We start from the raw sequence: 14,266 nt of genomic DNA on the forward strand, positions 1-14,266 counted from the left end.
GAAGGCTACTGGGCTGCGGAGGCCGTCGCGGCCTACGGCGCGGATGCCGAAGAAGACGTTGTCCTTGGACAGGTCGATGCTGACCTGGGTGACGTCGCCGACCGGGATCACCCGCTGCCACTCGGCGGCGGTGGTCTCGCGCCACAGCACCTCGTAGCCGGCCAGGTCCGGCTCGGTGCCGCGCTGCCAGCGCAGCGTGGTGTTGTTGGTCAGGTCGGTGGTCACGATGATGGCGCCCTTGGGCGTGCCGGGCGCCTGGGCCAGCGACCACAGCGCCGCGCCGTTGACCCGGGCCACCCGGGCGATGTACGCGAAGTCGCAGAACTCCGGCAGGTCACCGAACTGCTGCCCGTCCTCCACCCGGATGTCCTGGTGCTGGTGGGCGAAGTCCTCGTTCGGCTCGGTGAACCGCGCCGCCGGCCAGCCCTCCCGCAGGAACGAGATGTGGTCGCTGCCGCGCAGGTAGCGGTCCCGCCGGTAGATGACCCGCACCCGCATCCCGGTGGCGTCGTTCTCCGCCACGTCCCGCACGAACCGGGCGAGCTGCCGCGACGACGAGTCGTTCTCGCCGCCGACGGACTGCCGCGTGCTCGCCTCCGCCGGGGTCTCCGCCGTCGGCACGCCCTCGGCGAACAGTCGCACCGCGTACGGGTCGCGGGTGCCGTCGTCGGCCGTGCTGCTGCCGACGATGTCGTCGCTGAACATGCCCTGGACGTCCGCGCCGGCCGCCTTGAGCTGCTGAGCCAGGTACGCCGAGCCGTACAGCCCCTGCTCCTCGGCGGCGACCGCGGCGAAGACGACGGTGGCGGCGGTGGGGCGGGTGGCCATCAGCCGGGCCAGCTCCATGACCACGGCCACCCCCGAGGCGTCGTCGTCGGCGCCGGGCGAGTCGCTGACCGCGTCCATCACGTCGGAGACCCGGGAGTCGTAGTGGCCGGTCACCACGTAGGTGCGGTTCGGCGAGGTCGTTCCGCGCAGGGTGGCCACCACGTTGGTGATCCGGGTCGCGGTGGGGATCCGCGACGCCGGCTGCTGGATGTACGACTGGAGCTCCACGGTCATCCGGCCACCGGAGGTCGCCGCGTACTCCTGGAGGCGGGCGAAGATCCAGTCGCGGGCGGCGCCGATGCCCCGCTGCGGGTCGTCCTGGCTGGAGAGGGTGTGCCGGGTGCCGAACGCGGCCAGCCGTCGGACGATCGCCTCGATCCGCCGCCGATCGACCTGGCGGAGCAGGTCGCGCAGTTCATGGTCGGGGCGCTGCGGGCGCAGCGGGCGGCCCGGGCCGGACGGTGCGGAGTCGGCGGTGGCCGGCGCGGCGAGCGCGGGCACCGCCACGGTGGCGGCGGTCGCCGCGGTGGCGGCGGCCGATGCGGACAGGAAGGTGCGGCGAGTGGACCTCGTGGGTCGGTCGCCGGTGTCGTCAGATCCCATTCCGGCATCCTCCCCATCGATGGTGGTCCCTGTCCATATCACCGGACGTGGATGTTCCGTGGCTTTCACCCGGACCGGGTGATGACACCCGGTGTCCACCCTTCCTACGGTGGGTGGCATGGCTGCCGTGCGCGCGACCCCTGCCGACCCCACCCCCGGCCTGCTCGAGGGGGCCGGGACCGGTGATCAACGGGCGATACCGCCCGAGCTGGGGCCCGACTCGCTCGCCGTGCTCAGCGGACCCACGTTCATGTACTCCAACCCCTCCGGCGACGTGCCGCCGGGCAGCATCGGCGGGCTCGTCCACCTGGACACCAGACTGGTCAGCGGCTGGACGTTGACCATCAACGGCGGTGAGCTGCTGGTGCTGCGCGCCGCGACCATCGACCACTACTCCGCGCAGTACGTGCTCACCAACTCCGAGCTGCCCGGGCTGCCTCCGAACAGCCTGGGCGTCCGGCGGCTCCGCTACGTCGGTGACGGCTTCCACGAGCGGCTGGAGCTGGTGTCGTTTCGGCCGGAGCCGGTCCGCGTGGAGCTGCGGCTGGCCGTCGACGTCGACTTCGCCGACCTGTTCGAGGTCAAGTCGGTGGTCCGGGACCGGTCCGCGGAGATCACCCGGAACCACGCCGCCGACGGCTCCGAGCTGTGCTTCTCCTACCAGCACGGGGACTTCTCGGCGCAGACCCGGGTCTGCTGCTCGATTCCGGCGGACCGTGTCGAGGGCGACGAGCTGGTGTGGGAGCTGGACCTGAGCCGTGGCGAGGGGTGGAAGGTGGACCTGCACGTGCCACTGCCGTACGGCATGGGGGTGGTCGAGCCGGTCCGCGGCGACATCGGCGACGTCGTCCACCGCCGCGCCAACGACCCGCTGCGGCGTTGGACCGAGGACCGGGCCGTGCTGCGCAGCGACAACCAGGCGCTGGAGCGCACCGTGCGCCAGTCTCGTGACGACCTGTCCGCGCTGCGGCTGGACCTGGAGGTCAAGGGCCAGCGGATCATGCTGCCCGGTGCGGGGCTGCCCTGGTTCCTCACCGTCTTCGGCCGGGACACGTTGATCAGCGCGTACCAGACGCTGGTCGCCGGACCGGCGCTGGCCAAGGGAACGCTGCTGGCGCTGGCCCGGCTTCAGGGCGACACGTGCGACGACTTCACCGACGAGGAGCCCGGCAAGATTCTGCACGAGGTGCGCAGCGGCGAGTTGACCCGCACCGGCGCCAAGCCGTACGGCCCGTACTACGGCACCGCCGACGCCACCCAGCTCTGGTTGATCCTGCTCTCCGAGTACTGGCGCTGGACCGGCGACGACGAGACCGTCCAGCGCCTGCGGGACAACGCACTGGCCGCGTTGGGCTGGATCGACGAGTACGGCGACCGCGACGGCGACGGCTACGTCGAGTACGCCACCCGCTCGCCCGAGGGGCTGGGCAACCAGTGCTGGCGGGACTCCCCGGACGGTGTCTGCTTCGCCGACGGCCGCATCCCGGTGCTCCCGCTGGCCACCTGCGACCTCCAGGGCTACACCTACGACTCGAAGCTGCGGATGGCCGAGTTGTTCGACGGGCCGTTGGACAACCCGGCCCTGGCACAACGGCTGCGCGACGAGGCCGGCACCCTGTACGAGCGGTTCAACCGGGACTTCTGGATCGAGGAGCGGGGCGGTTACTACGCGGTCGCCCTGGACGGCGACAAGAACCAGGTCGATTCCAAGACCTCCAACATGGGTCACCTGCTGTGGAGCGGGATCGTGCCACCCGAGCGGGCCGACGCCGTGGTGCGCCAGCTCATGTCGCCGGACATGTTCTCCGGTTGGGGCATCCGCACGCTCTCCCGGGAGGAGAACCTCTACAACGCCCTCGGCTACCACCTCGGCACGGTCTGGCCGCACGACAACTCGATCGCCGTGCTCGGCCTGGCACGCTACGGCTATCGGGCGGAGGCGAACCGGATCAGCCTGGCGATGTTCGACGCGGCCGAGCAGTTCGGTCACCGGCTGCCGGAGGCGCTCAGCGGCTATGAGCGGGACCGGCTGCTGTTCGCCGTGCCGTACCCGACCGCGTGCAGCCCGCAGGCCTGGGCGGCGGGCGCTCCGCTGGCACTGGTCCGGGCCATGCTCGGCGTGAACCCGCAGCAGGGACGGCTATTGCTCGACCCGGACATCCCGGCCGAACTGGGCCGGGTCACCGCCGATCGGGTGCGGGCCTTCGGCCGGGAGTGGGGGGTGGAGGCGGTGGGCACCAGCGGGCACGTTTGGCTCCAGCCGAGCTGAGGACGGCCCGACGGGCAGCCGCGTTCGACGTTTGTCCCGGGCTTCGGCGGGAAACGGGCCGCAATGACGAAACCTCGTGTGGTGATCGTGGGGGCCGGGTTCGCCGGTTACCACGCGGCGAAGACGTTGAGCCGCCTCGCCCGGGACCGGGCCGAGATCGTGCTGCTGAACTCCACCGACTACTTCCTCTACCTGCCGTTGCTGCCCGAGGTGGCCGCCGGTGTGGTCGAGCCCAAGCGGATCGCGGTGCCGCTGACCGGGACGCTCAAGGGTGTGCGGGTCGTGATCGGCGAGGCGGACCACGTGGACCTGCAGAACCGCTGGGTGGGCTTCACGCAGCCGGAGGGGGACCAGAACCGGCTGGCGTACGACCGGCTCGTGCTCGCCGTGGGCAGCGTCAACAAGCTGCTGCCCATCCCCGGGGTGACCGAGTACGCGCACGGCTTCCGTGGCCTGCCCGAGGCGGTCTTCCTGCACGACCACGTGATCCGCCAGATCGAGTTGGCCGAACAGGCCGAGGACCCGGCCGAGCAGCGGGCCCGGTCCACCTTCGTGGTGGTCGGCGCGGGCTACACCGGCACCGAGGTCGCCGCGCACGGGCAGCTGTTCACCGACGCGTTGCAGGCCCAGCGGCCCCGGCTCACGGTCCGTCCCCGCTGGATGCTGCTCGACATCGCCCCCCGGGTGCTGCCGGAGCTGGACAAGCGGATGTCGCAGACCGCGCACAAGGTGCTCGACCGGCGCGGGGTGGACGTGCGGATGGGCACCTCGGTGGCCGAGGCGACCGCCGACGGGGTGAAGCTCACCGACGGCGAGTACGTGCCGACCTGCACCCTGGTCTGGTGTGTGGGGGTGCGCCCCGACCCGTTCGTCAGCGAGCTGGGCCTGCGGACCGAGAAGGGCCGCCTGGTGGTCGACGAGTTCCTCACCGTCCCCGGCTATCCCGAGGTGTACGCCTGCGGCGACGCCGCGGCGGTGCCCGACCTGACCCGCCCCGGCCAGGTCTGCACGATGACCGCCCAGCACGCCCAGCGGCAGGGCAAGCGCGTGGCGCACAACATCGCCGCGTCGTACGGGTTCGGTCAGCGCAAGCCGTACAAGCACCACGATCTGGGCTGGGTGGTCGACCTGGGCGGCAAGGCCGCGGCGGCGAACCCGTTGCACGTGCCGTTGGCCGGGCTGCCCGCGAAGGCGGTCACCCGCGCGTACCACCTGATGGCGATGCCCGGTAACCGGACGCGGGTCAGCGCCGACTGGGCGCTGGACGCCACGCTGACCCGGCCGGCGGTCCAGCTCGGCCTGGTCCCGGCGAACGCGGTCCCGCTGGAGAGCACCTCACCCGAGGTCGCGGCCCGGTCCCGCTGACGCCGGCGGGTCGGGGCGCAGCCGGGCCGGGCCGTACTCGCGCAGCAGGGTCTGGACGATGCCGGCGGCGGGGATGGCCAGCAGGGCGCCGAGCAGGCCGGCCAGCTCCGCCGCGAGGAGCACGCTGACCAGCACGGTCAGCGGGTTCAGCCGGACCGCGCGGGCCAGGATGAGCGGCTGGAGCAGATGGTTCTCCACCTGCTGATAGACCACGAAGAAGACGAGCACCACCACGCCGGCGGTGGGGGAGTGCAGGAAACCGGCCCCGGCCGCTATCACCGCTCCCAACGTCGCCCCGACCAGCGGTATCAGGTCGGCGACCGCCACCAGCAGGGCGATCACGGCGGCGAACGGCACCCCGGTGAGAGCGAGCACCACGAAGGTCAACACACCGCAGATCACGCTGATCACCAGGTTGCCGGTGAGGTAGCCGGTGACGGCCCGCGACACCTCGCGGCCCACCCGGCGCAACCGCTCGCGCTGGCCGTCCCCGGCCGCCGCGAGCACGCGGCTGGTGATCCGCGGCGCCTCCAGCACCATGAGGTACGCCAGCACGATGACCGTGACCAGCCCGGCGACCGTCTCCACGACGCCGCGCAGCACGCCGACCGCCGGCTCGCGCAGCCGGGTGCCGAAGGTACGGAGCTGTTCGGAATGTTCGGACACGTACCGCCGGGCGCCGGTGCGCTCCACCAGGTTCCCCAGCGGGCCCCGGCCGGCGCGCGCGTCGCGCAGCAGCTCCGGCGCCCGCTCGGCGAACCGGCCCAGCTCGCTGATCAGCGGTGTCAGGATGACCGCGGCCAGGATCGCCAGCACCACGAATGCGGCGAGGAACACCAGCAGCGTGGCCAACGCCCGCCGCCGCACGAACCGGCGTTGGAGCCGGTCCACCAGCGGCTTGAGCGCGACGGCGAAGAAGGCGGCCACCACGGCCCAGACCAGCACCCGGCGGGTCGCGTACACGAAGGCCAGCGCGAACGCGGTCGCCAGCACCAGACCGATCACGATCAGCGTCCGGCGTGCGGTCGCCCGCGTGTCGGCGTTGCTCATCCGGCGCGGCTTCCCCACGGTCACCTCCGGAAACCCGCGCACGCATTGGATCACCCGGTGGTGTGCGGGTCGGCCCAGCGTCAGGGGATCATTTCGGTGCGGGGTTGTCGGCGTCCGCGACCGGTCGGGCGCCGGCGACGAAACCGTCCAGCGCGGCGGCGTGCAGCAGACCGCCGGGCACCGGGTCGCGCAGGGCGGCCACTGCCAGCCGGCCGACCGGCAGCCCGCCGGGCCGGGGTGTCGCGGCGAGCACCAGGTTGCCGTAGCGCCGGCCGCGCAGCATCCGCCGGTCGCCGAGCACGCACACGTCGCCGAAGACCGCCCGCAGCGTCGCCACCTGTACGCGGGTGCCGACCAGTGGCGGCAGGTCGGTGACGTTGACCAGGTACAGCCCGTCCGGGCGCAGGGTGCGGGCCACCTCGGCGGCGAACTCCACGGTCCGCACGTGTCGTGGCATCCGGGCCGCCCGGTAGATGTCGGCGACCACCAGGTCGTACCGGCCGGGCGGGCTGGCGACGACCGCCTCCCGGGCGTCGGCGACCTCCACCTCCACGTCGGGCGGCAGCGCTGGCAGCTCCCGGGCGACCAGTTCGACCACCGCCGGGTCCCGCTCGATGACGCGCTGCGCAGAGCCGGGCCGGGTGGCGGCCAGCCAACGGGGCAGCGTCAGCGCGCCGCCGCCCAGGTGCAGCACGTTCAGCGGGTCGCCCGCCGGGGCTGCGAGGTCCACGGCTGAGGCGATCCGCCGGACGTACTCGAAGTGCAGGTGCCGAGGATCCTCGACGTCCACGTACGACTGCTCGACGCCGCCGGAGAGCAGCATCCGCCCGGTCCGGCGAACCGGATCGGCGACCAGTTCCAGCCGGTCGGCGGCGCGCTTCATGTCCGGCACGCTAACTGAGCGGCCGGAGCACGCCGCCCGTGGCCCGGCGAGCCGGGCCGGCCCCGGCCAGGCGCGCGACGCCGGCCCGGCCGACTCGGCACCAGCGGGCGGGCCGGCGGCGCGAGGTGCCCCCACGTCCGCCGGCCCGCGTGCGCGCCGCTGTGCCGGTCAGCCGCCGGCCATCCCGGCGCCCACCTCGTCGATCGCGTCGTCGATCCGGTGGGCGAGGTCCACGTCGAGCGCGGTCACCCCGTCCGCCTGGTTGGTCCGCACGGTCAGCACCGCGGCCGTGCCTCCGGGGCGCCCGATGCTCGGCGCGCGTCCGGTCTCCTCGCGCAGCTGGTCGAGCCGGTCGAGCACCCGGTCCAGGTTGTCCGGCGGCAGGGCGACCACCCGGTACAGGGCGTCGCTGTCGCCGGCCCAGTACGGCAGGTCGTCCAGCGCCGCCCGCAGCTCGGCCGCGTCCAGGGTGGGTGTGGTGGTGGAGGCGCCGATGAGGCCACCACCGGCCTCGGGCGGGTTCAACAGGTCCCGCAGGCCGTCGGGCACGTGCAGCGACTCGACCAGGTCGCCGTCCTGCGCGGCGAGCGCGGCGAGCGTCGCCTCCGCCTGGTAGCGGGCCTGCTCCGGGGTACGGCCGCTGATCCGGCCCACCTCGGCCAGGAAGCCGGGCAGGTCGCGGTGTCGCTCGACGCCGTCGACGGGCAGCACGTCGTGCAGTGAGGTCGGCACCGCCGTGAGCAGCCGCTGCCGTTCCGCGGCCTCCAGTGCGAAGGCGAGGACCAGCACGGTCGCCTCGGTGCCGACCTTGGCCGTCTTGAAGTCGACCCCGGCCCGACGCCGGACCTCATCGACCAGCTCGTGATAGCCCAGGGTGCTGGTGCCCGCCGCGCCGACCGGTGGGGACGGCTGCGGCCGGGGATTGTCCGGCACGCCGAGCGGCGGCGGAGCCGGTCCACCGCGCGTGCTGTCCTGTTTCCGGTGTCCGGCCGCGGCCGGTCCGGCCCGCTTGCCCTGATCGAGGCTCGTGAGCTGCTTGGACGCGCTCAGGCTGGCACCGAACTCACTGGGCTGACGACCCTGTTCGCGGGCCTGCCGGGCCATCGCCCGGCGCCGCTGGTTGTCGCCCTCCATCTGCTTGCGCATGGTGACACCCCTTCCGCTGGGGATCGTGCCTGCGTCCGTCGCCTTCCCGCCGTCCCGGGCACCGAAACGAACGCTGCCGGGACGGGCCGGCCGGGCATCGCCGGGCTTCATCCGGGGCGGGTGATGGGCGCTCACCCGCCCGGCCCGCAGGATCAGTTCAGGACCGGAGTTCTTCCGAGGTACGCGGAAGGAAGGTCGTCATGAAACAGATCGTCGAGATCGTCCCCGCCCGACCCGGTTGGTACGCCCGCTGGCAGCTCACGCCCGACGCCACCCGGTGTTACGCGGTGAGCCTGTGGGCGCTGCTGGAGGAGGCCGACGGGACCGGCCGCGAAGTGGTCGGCATGGACTGCATCGGCCAGTGGCCGGGCGCGGACGACAACGAGTCCGGTGGGGATTTCGTCCGCTATCTGTACCAGACGCCCGATTCGGGGACCCCCGAGGACGCCGACCCCGCGCCGCCCGGCGAGCTTCGCGAGAGCGGCCCCCGGCTCCAGCCGATGACCGCGCCCTAGACATTCCTCCGGCCCCCGACCCCAGGTCCCAGGGTCGGGGGCCACCCCCCTTTCCGGGGGCGGCCCGCTGTGCGCCGATCAGCCGATCGCGCGCAGGTCGTCCTCGGCGTGTTCCACGGTCAGCAGCTCAGTCAGCCCGGTGCGGTCCAGCAGCCGTTGGAGCTGCGGGCTGACCCCGGTCAGCCGGATCGTCCCGGCGGCGCGGCGCACCATGAGCAGGGCGCTGAGCCCGGACGAGTCGCAGAGGCCCACGCCGGCCAGGTCGACCGTCAACTGCTGGTGGTCGCCGCCGCGCAGCTCGGCCGCCACCGCGACCAGGTCGGGCGCGCTGTCGTAGTCGAGGTCGCCGGCCAGCCGCAGCCGAACGTGTCCGCCATCGAGCCGGCTCACCTCGATGGTCAACAGCTGTGGGGCCATCCCGTTATGTTCGCAGCAGACGGACCGAACGCAAATCCAGGGGGTCGGAACGCGCCGGTCGGTGGGCCGACGACCGGGCCTCCCAACTGCCGTGAGGTGCCGCTTCCGGCCGCCCGGCGTAGGGTGGCGGAACAGTACTGACCACGGACGCCGGTTCCGGTGCGGGTCGCGGACGACAAGGAGTGAGGCTCAGCTGGTGACTGCTGCCGACGTCAGGGACTTCGACCCGGGCGACGGACGGATCTCCACGCCGAGTACCAGACGGGCCCCGGCGTGGTCCGCCGCCGCGCCGGTCCGGCCGACGGCCGCCCTGCCGCCGCTGGCCCCCGACCGCGGTCAGGTCCCGCCCGACTGGTCCGAGGTCGTCGAGCACTTCCGTGAGGGTCTGGTCGTCTGCGACGCCGACGGTGTCGTGCGGCACATCAGCCCGGTGGCCGTGCGGTTGCTGCCCGACGTGGTGCCCGGCGAGCTGCTCGCCGCGGCCGGCGTACCCGGGATGAGCGACGGGATTCCGGGGGCCTTCACGCATCGCGGACGCCGGCTCACCGCCCGCTGCGTGCCCCTCTCCGGCGGCCGCTGCTGCTGGTACGTCGAGGACGTCACCGAGAGCGTCAGCCGTGCCGACGCGCTCCTCGCCGAGCGGGCCCGCTCGGCCTTCCTGGCCGTGGTGGGCGACAAGCTGGGCAACCCTCTGCACCCCGACCGCGCCGCCGCGGCGGTCGTCCGGCTCACCGTGCCGTCGCTGGCCGAGGTGGCCGTCCTGGTGCTCGCCCCGCGCTCGGGACGGGCCCGCTGGTGGCGGGCCTCGCGGGTGGACGACGAGACGCCGATGGTGGACAGCGGCGTGCTGGCCGGCGGCGATCTGCCCACGGCCATCGCCGACGGGCTGACCGGCATCGAGCCGCACGCGGTGGACTGGCTGGTGGAACAGGCGGTCGACGCGGGGTGGCTGCCCGGCCTCCCCGGCGTCGAGAGCGCCGCCCGGGTCGTCCCGCTGCCCGGCGGCGACACCCCGGTCGGGGTGCTGCTGGTGGCCCGCCGCGCCACCCGCCCGTACGACGAGGACGACGTGGAGCTGATCCGCGCCTTCGCGGCCCGGGCTGGAGCGGCGTTGACCACCGCGCTGCTCTACCGCGACCAGGCGGAGGTGGCCGACACCCTTCAGGCCAGCCTGCTGCCGGTAGAGCCGGCCGAGACCGCCGGCGTGCAGTGGGGCACGGCGTACCGGCCGGCGCAGGCGGGGCTGCGGATCGGCGGCGACTTCTACGGCTCGCACCGGCTCGCCGACGGCGGCTCGCTGTTCTTCCTCGGCGACGTCTCGGGCAAGGGCGTCGAGGCGGCGGTCTTCACCGGCCAGCTGCGCCAGTGCCTCCAGGCCCTGCACCGGGTGGAGTCCCACCCCGGGCGGCTGCTGCGGCTGCTCAACGACGCGCTGCTGGAGACGACCCAGGCGCACGGCCAGGGCCGGTTCGCCACGATCGTGCTCGGCGTCGCCCGGCCGGAGCGCGAGGGTGGTCTCACCCTCACCCTGGCCGGCGGCGGGCACCTGCCGCCGCTGGTGCTGCGCGTGTCCGGCGAGGTGGAGACCGTGCCGCTGCGCGGCATGCTCATCGGCGTGGTGCCGGACCAGCGCGTCGGCGAGGTGACCGTCCGGCTGGCCCCGGGCGAGACCTGCCTGCTCTACAGCGACGGGGTGACCGAGGCCCGTGGTGGCCGCCGTGGCGACGAGCAGTTCGGCCCGGAGCGGCTCGTCACCGCGCTCACCGGCTGCCAGCGGATGCCCGCGCCGGCGCTGGCCGAGCGGGTCGAGCAGGTCACCTGCGACTGGCTGGCGCACGGCGACCACGACGACATCGCGGTGCTGGCGCTGCGCGCGGTCGGCCCGAGCGGACGACCGTCGCGGCACCTGCACGCCGTTCCCGCACCGGCCGACCCCGACCAGCAGAGGGAGACCGGAGCGTGACCGCGCCCTCCACCGCAGCCGACCTGACCGACGTCTACCCCGGCTATCTGGAGCACCTCGCCGACGCCGACGAGTACGGCGCGGTCGACGTGGCGCTCGGCCTGCTCGACGCGGGCCTGCCGGCCGAGCGGGTGCTCCTCGACCTGGTCGCGCCGGCCCAGTCGGAGGTGGGCGAGCGGTGGGCGCGCAACGAGTGGAGCGTCGCCCAGGAGCACGCGGCCACCCACATCAGCGAGCGGGTGGTGGCGGCGGTCGCCGCGCACGCCAACCCGCGCCCGACCGGCGGGCGGGTCGTCGTGGCCTGCATGGACGGTGAGTGGCACGCGTTGCCGCCCCGGCTGGTGGCCGAGGTGCTGCGGCTGCGCGGATGGCAGGTGACCTTTCTGGGCGCGAGCGTCCCGGCGGCGCACCTGGTGTCGTACCTGCACCAGCACGACGCGCACGCGGTGGCGTTGGCCTGCGCGCTGCCGGTACGGCTGCCGCACGCCCACCGCATGATCGAGGCGTGCCGCCGCTCGGACGTGCCGGTGGTGGTCGGCGGGCGCGGGTTCGGTGCGGACGGCCGGTGGGCACGCCGGCTCGGTGTGCCGTGGGCGGCGGACGCGCCGGCGGCTGCCGAGCTGATCGCCGACGAGCGGGCGCTGCGTCGGGTGCCGCCGGCGCAGCTGTCGCACCTGGCCGACGACGAGTACGCCAGCCTGGTCCGGCGCCGGGCTGAGCTGATCGACGGCGCGCTGGCCGACCTGCGCGAGCGGGTGCCGGCGACGCGGGCCTACACGGCCGCCCAGCTCGACTCGACCGTGAGCGACCTGGGCCACATCGTCGACTTTCTGGCCGCCGCGCTCTACGTCGACGACGCCTCGCTGTTCACTGAGTTCGTGGAGTGGCTGACGGGGATCCTGACCAGCCGGTCGGTGCCCGCCGCCGCGGTGGACCTGCCCCTGGCACACTGCGCCACCGTGTTGCGCGACTTCCCCCGGGCCGTGCGGGCGCTGACCCTGGGCCGGGCCGCGCTGCTCGGCGCCGCCCGCTGATCGCCAGCCCGCGGCGCCCCCCTGTCGATCACCGCGCCATCGCTGGGCGGCACACCCCTGCTTATACTTGCCGCACTGCAAACGTCCCACCCCAGCGGTGGAGCGAAGGGAGAGCACGGTGACGTTCAGCGTCAGGTACGCCGGGCGCGACGGCGACGGCCACTGCCTGCGGCTCTCCGGTGAGCTGGACCTGAGCACCGCCCCCGAGCTGGCCGCCGCGATCGACCGGCTCGCCGACGCGGGCGAGAGCCGCATCCTGCTCGACCTCACCGACCTCACCTTCTGCGACTCCACCGGGATGGCCGTGTTCGTTCGCGGTGACAACCGGGCGGCCGCCGCGGGTGGCTGGTTGCGGCTCACCGGCGCCACCGGGCGGGTCGAGCGGGTGTTGCGGGTCACCGGCCTCGCCGACGTGTTGCACTACCAACCGGACACCGTCGACCCGGCGTCCCACGCTGCTTCCTGATGGGCTAGATTTCCCCGCCAACACGGTGACCTTCTGGTCCCGTCCCCGCTGATCCGAGGCAGGTAGTGATGGGCGCAGACAGCCCAAATCCAGTACGCATCCTGGTGGTGGACGACGACCCGGGCGACGTGCTGATGATCGAGGAAGCGTTGGCGGACTCCGACGTGGACAAGGTCATCGACGTGGTGAGCGACGGCGAGGAGGCGATGGAGTTCCTGCGCGCCGAGGGGCGGCACGTGGAGGCGCGCCGGCCGGACGTCATCCTGCTGGACCTGAACATGCCCCGGATGGACGGCCGGCAGGTGCTCGGCGCGGTCAAGCAGGACGAGGATCTGCGGACCATCCCCATCGTGGTGCTGACCACCTCGAACGCGGACACCGACATCGTGGGCAGCTACACGTTGCAGGCCAACGCGTACGTCACCAAGCCGATCGACCTCGACGACTTCAACGACGTGGTGCGTCGTATCGACGAGTTCTTCGGCCGGGTGGTCGTGCTGCCGAAACGCACCTGACCTCCCGGGGCGGAACCCTCCGCTCGCTCGCATGCTGAACAATTTTCCCGAACACCCCCGGTCGCTCCGGTCGCGGTCGAGGATCCAGGTGGGGAAGTAACAGCAGCTGCCTGGGGGGGCGACAGTATGAGGTTCTCCGTCGTTGAGACCGGTTACGACCAGCGGCAGGTGGATTCCTGCCTGGATGAGCTGGGGATCCGGTTGTCCCGGCTCGCGGCGCGGGCGGAGGGCGCCGCCGGGACCGCCCGGGTCTGGGACGAGATCCGCGAGGAGGCGACCTGGCTCAGCGGGCTGCTCCAGCGGCTGGATCTGGGCGACGCCGCGCGCACCCGGCATGCCGGCGACGCGGTGCGGCGGGAGGCGGCCCAGATTCTGGCCCAGGCCCGGATCGAGTTGGACGAGGCCCGCGAGGAGGCCCGGCAGGTACGCGAGCGGGCGTACGCGGAGGCCATGCAGGCCCGGCGCGACTTCGAGGCGGCGCTGCAGGCACGCCGACGGCGCGAGGAGCGGGTGGACGAGATCCTCGGCGGGGTGGCCGTCGAGCCGGTGCCCGCGGACACCCCGACCGCGGCGGCGGGCACGGGCGTACCGGCGACGCGGGTGGCCGCCGGTGGCCGGGACGTGGGCCTGGAGCCGCCGGCCGGGCGGGACGGTGCGCACAGCCGCTGACGCGCCGCTGCGGGCTCACACGGCCGCGTCAGGGCCGTTGGCTGCCGCCTCAGGTGGTGAGCGCCGCCGCGACGGTGGTCGCCCGCTCCTCGTGCTGGGCGTACGCGTCGGGGAAGGCGGAGATCTGCACGGCCTGGGCGGCGGCGGTGACGCTCATGTCCTGCCAGCCGGGGATCTCGTTGAGCGCCTCGTAGAAGGCCCGCGCGGCGTACGACGGGCGCATCAGCTCGGCCACCGTGCCCCAGCCGCTGCTGGGCCGCTGCTGGAACAGTCCGACCGAGTCGTGGTCGGAGCCGCTGCCCTGGTTCGGGTACTGCGCAGATTCCGGCAGCACGGAGCTGGCCAGGTTGTAGAGGTTGCTCTCCTGCATGGCGGTGGACAGCGCCACCACCAGCGCCCGGCGCGGCATCTTCATCTCCAGCCCGACGTCAACGATGATCTTGGCGTTGTCCATCTGGGCCTGGTCGAGCCCGGCGACCGGTCGGGGTCGGCGCGGCTTGACGGGCTTCTTCGCCGCCTTGCGCACGGCGGCGCGGGTGGGGG

At 73.4% G+C, this 14,266-nt stretch carries 13 protein-coding genes and 1 pseudogene; 8 read left to right on the top strand and 6 right to left on the bottom strand.

All coding sequences use genetic code 11. The features are described from left to right. Nucleotides 1-1,431 (bottom strand): M20/M25/M40 family metallo-hydrolase (locus tag EAD98_RS08210; RefSeq protein WP_121653449.1); only part of this gene is annotated, 1,431 nt, incomplete at its 3' end. Nucleotides 1,432-1,549: 118 nt separating this feature from the next. Here EAD98_RS08210 and EAD98_RS08215 point away from each other — a divergent pair. Both EAD98_RS08215 and EAD98_RS08220 read left to right on the top strand, forming a co-directional pair. Next, complete coding sequence (locus EAD98_RS08215; RefSeq protein WP_121653450.1) at nucleotides 1,550-3,700, top strand: glycogen debranching N-terminal domain-containing protein; 2,151 nt, start codon at nucleotides 1,550-1,552, stop codon at nucleotides 3,698-3,700. Between the two features lie 63 nt (nucleotides 3,701-3,763). Next, a complete protein-coding gene (locus tag EAD98_RS08220) occupies nucleotides 3,764-5,065 on the top strand; it encodes an NAD(P)/FAD-dependent oxidoreductase (protein WP_121653451.1) in 1,302 nt (433 codons plus the stop codon). Here the strand turns inward: EAD98_RS08220 and EAD98_RS08225 are convergent. The 3 genes from EAD98_RS08225 to EAD98_RS08235 form a co-directional block, all read right to left on the bottom strand. Then, nucleotides 5,036-6,115 (bottom strand): AI-2E family transporter, encoded by a 1,080-nt coding sequence (locus tag EAD98_RS08225; RefSeq protein WP_121653461.1) that lies wholly within the window; start codon nucleotides 6,113-6,115, stop codon nucleotides 5,036-5,038. The two genes, EAD98_RS08220 and EAD98_RS08225, sit on opposite strands and share 30 nt — an antisense overlap. Before the next feature lie 88 nt (nucleotides 6,116-6,203). Beyond that, a complete protein-coding gene (locus tag EAD98_RS08230; RefSeq protein ID WP_233583757.1) occupies nucleotides 6,204-6,938 on the bottom strand; it encodes a spermidine synthase in 735 nt (244 codons plus the stop codon). Between the two features lie 228 nt (nucleotides 6,939-7,166). After that, entirely contained in the window at nucleotides 7,167-8,144 is a 978-nt protein-coding gene (locus EAD98_RS08235; RefSeq protein ID WP_121653453.1) for a DUF2267 domain-containing protein, read from the bottom strand. Nucleotides 8,145-8,344: 200 nt separating this feature from the next. Here EAD98_RS08235 and EAD98_RS08240 point away from each other — a divergent pair, with 200 nt between their 5' ends. Beyond that, nucleotides 8,345-8,659: a hypothetical protein gene (locus EAD98_RS08240; protein WP_121653454.1), complete on the top strand. Its 315-nt coding sequence runs from the start codon at nucleotides 8,345-8,347 to the stop codon at nucleotides 8,657-8,659. Between the two features lie 78 nt (nucleotides 8,660-8,737). Here the strand turns inward: EAD98_RS08240 and EAD98_RS08245 are convergent, their stop codons facing one another. Next, entirely contained in the window at nucleotides 8,738-9,076 is a 339-nt protein-coding gene (locus tag EAD98_RS08245) for an STAS domain-containing protein (RefSeq protein ID WP_121653455.1), read from the bottom strand. Nucleotides 9,077-9,272: 196 nt separating this feature from the next. Between EAD98_RS08245 and EAD98_RS08250 the strand changes: the two genes are divergently transcribed. The 5 genes from EAD98_RS08250 to EAD98_RS08270 all read left to right on the top strand — a co-directional run bounded on the left by EAD98_RS08250 (nucleotide 9,273) and on the right by EAD98_RS08270 (nucleotide 13,723). Then, complete coding sequence (locus EAD98_RS08250) at nucleotides 9,273-11,039, top strand: PP2C family protein-serine/threonine phosphatase (RefSeq protein ID WP_121653456.1); 1,767 nt, start codon at nucleotides 9,273-9,275, stop codon at nucleotides 11,037-11,039. After that, complete coding sequence (locus tag EAD98_RS08255) at nucleotides 11,036-12,073, top strand: B12-binding domain-containing protein (protein WP_121653457.1); 1,038 nt, start codon at nucleotides 11,036-11,038, stop codon at nucleotides 12,071-12,073. The genes EAD98_RS08250 and EAD98_RS08255 overlap by 4 nt, the downstream gene beginning before the upstream one ends. A gap of 118 nt (nucleotides 12,074-12,191) precedes the next feature. Further along, nucleotides 12,192-12,539 carry an STAS domain-containing protein gene (locus EAD98_RS08260; RefSeq protein WP_121653458.1) on the top strand — a complete coding sequence of 116 codons (348 nt, stop codon included), beginning with the start codon at nucleotides 12,192-12,194 and terminating at the stop codon, nucleotides 12,537-12,539. A gap of 68 nt (nucleotides 12,540-12,607) precedes the next feature. Continuing rightward, nucleotides 12,608-13,054, top strand: a complete 447-nt coding sequence (locus tag EAD98_RS08265; protein ID WP_121653459.1) for a response regulator — start codon at nucleotides 12,608-12,610, stop codon at nucleotides 13,052-13,054. A 126-nt stretch (nucleotides 13,055-13,180) separates the two neighbouring features. After that, nucleotides 13,181-13,723 (top strand): ATPase, encoded by a 543-nt coding sequence (locus EAD98_RS08270; protein WP_121653460.1) that lies wholly within the window; start codon nucleotides 13,181-13,183, stop codon nucleotides 13,721-13,723. Nucleotides 13,724-13,772: 49 nt separating this feature from the next. Here EAD98_RS08270 and EAD98_RS08275 read toward each other — a convergent pair. Next, nucleotides 13,773-14,266: pseudogene (locus tag EAD98_RS08275) on the bottom strand (hypothetical protein); the annotation flags it as partial.

It is taken from the genome of Micromonospora sp. CV4 (genome assembly GCF_003667455.1).
Classification (GTDB): Bacteria; Actinomycetota; Actinomycetes; order Mycobacteriales; family Micromonosporaceae; genus Micromonospora.

Coding starts and splice junctions, on each gene's coding strand:
- EAD98_RS08215 (WP_121653450.1), top strand. CDS start 1,550: ATGGCTGCCGTGCGCGCGACCCCTGCCGACCCCACCCCCGGCCTGCTC.
- EAD98_RS08220 (WP_121653451.1), top strand. CDS start 3,764: ATGACGAAACCTCGTGTGGTGATCGTGGGGGCCGGGTTCGCCGGTTAC.
- EAD98_RS08225 (WP_121653461.1), bottom strand. CDS start 6,115: ATGAGCAACGCCGACACGCGGGCGACCGCACGCCGGACGCTGATCGTG.
- EAD98_RS08230 (WP_233583757.1), bottom strand. CDS start 6,938: ATGCTGCTCTCCGGCGGCGTCGAGCAGTCGTACGTGGACGTCGAGGAT.
- EAD98_RS08235 (WP_121653453.1), bottom strand. CDS start 8,144: ATGCGCAAGCAGATGGAGGGCGACAACCAGCGGCGCCGGGCGATGGCC.
- EAD98_RS08240 (WP_121653454.1), top strand. CDS start 8,345: ATGAAACAGATCGTCGAGATCGTCCCCGCCCGACCCGGTTGGTACGCC.
- EAD98_RS08245 (WP_121653455.1), bottom strand. CDS start 9,076: ATGGCCCCACAGCTGTTGACCATCGAGGTGAGCCGGCTCGATGGCGGA.
- EAD98_RS08265 (WP_121653459.1), top strand. CDS start 12,608: ATGGGCGCAGACAGCCCAAATCCAGTACGCATCCTGGTGGTGGACGAC.
- EAD98_RS08270 (WP_121653460.1), top strand. CDS start 13,181: ATGAGGTTCTCCGTCGTTGAGACCGGTTACGACCAGCGGCAGGTGGAT.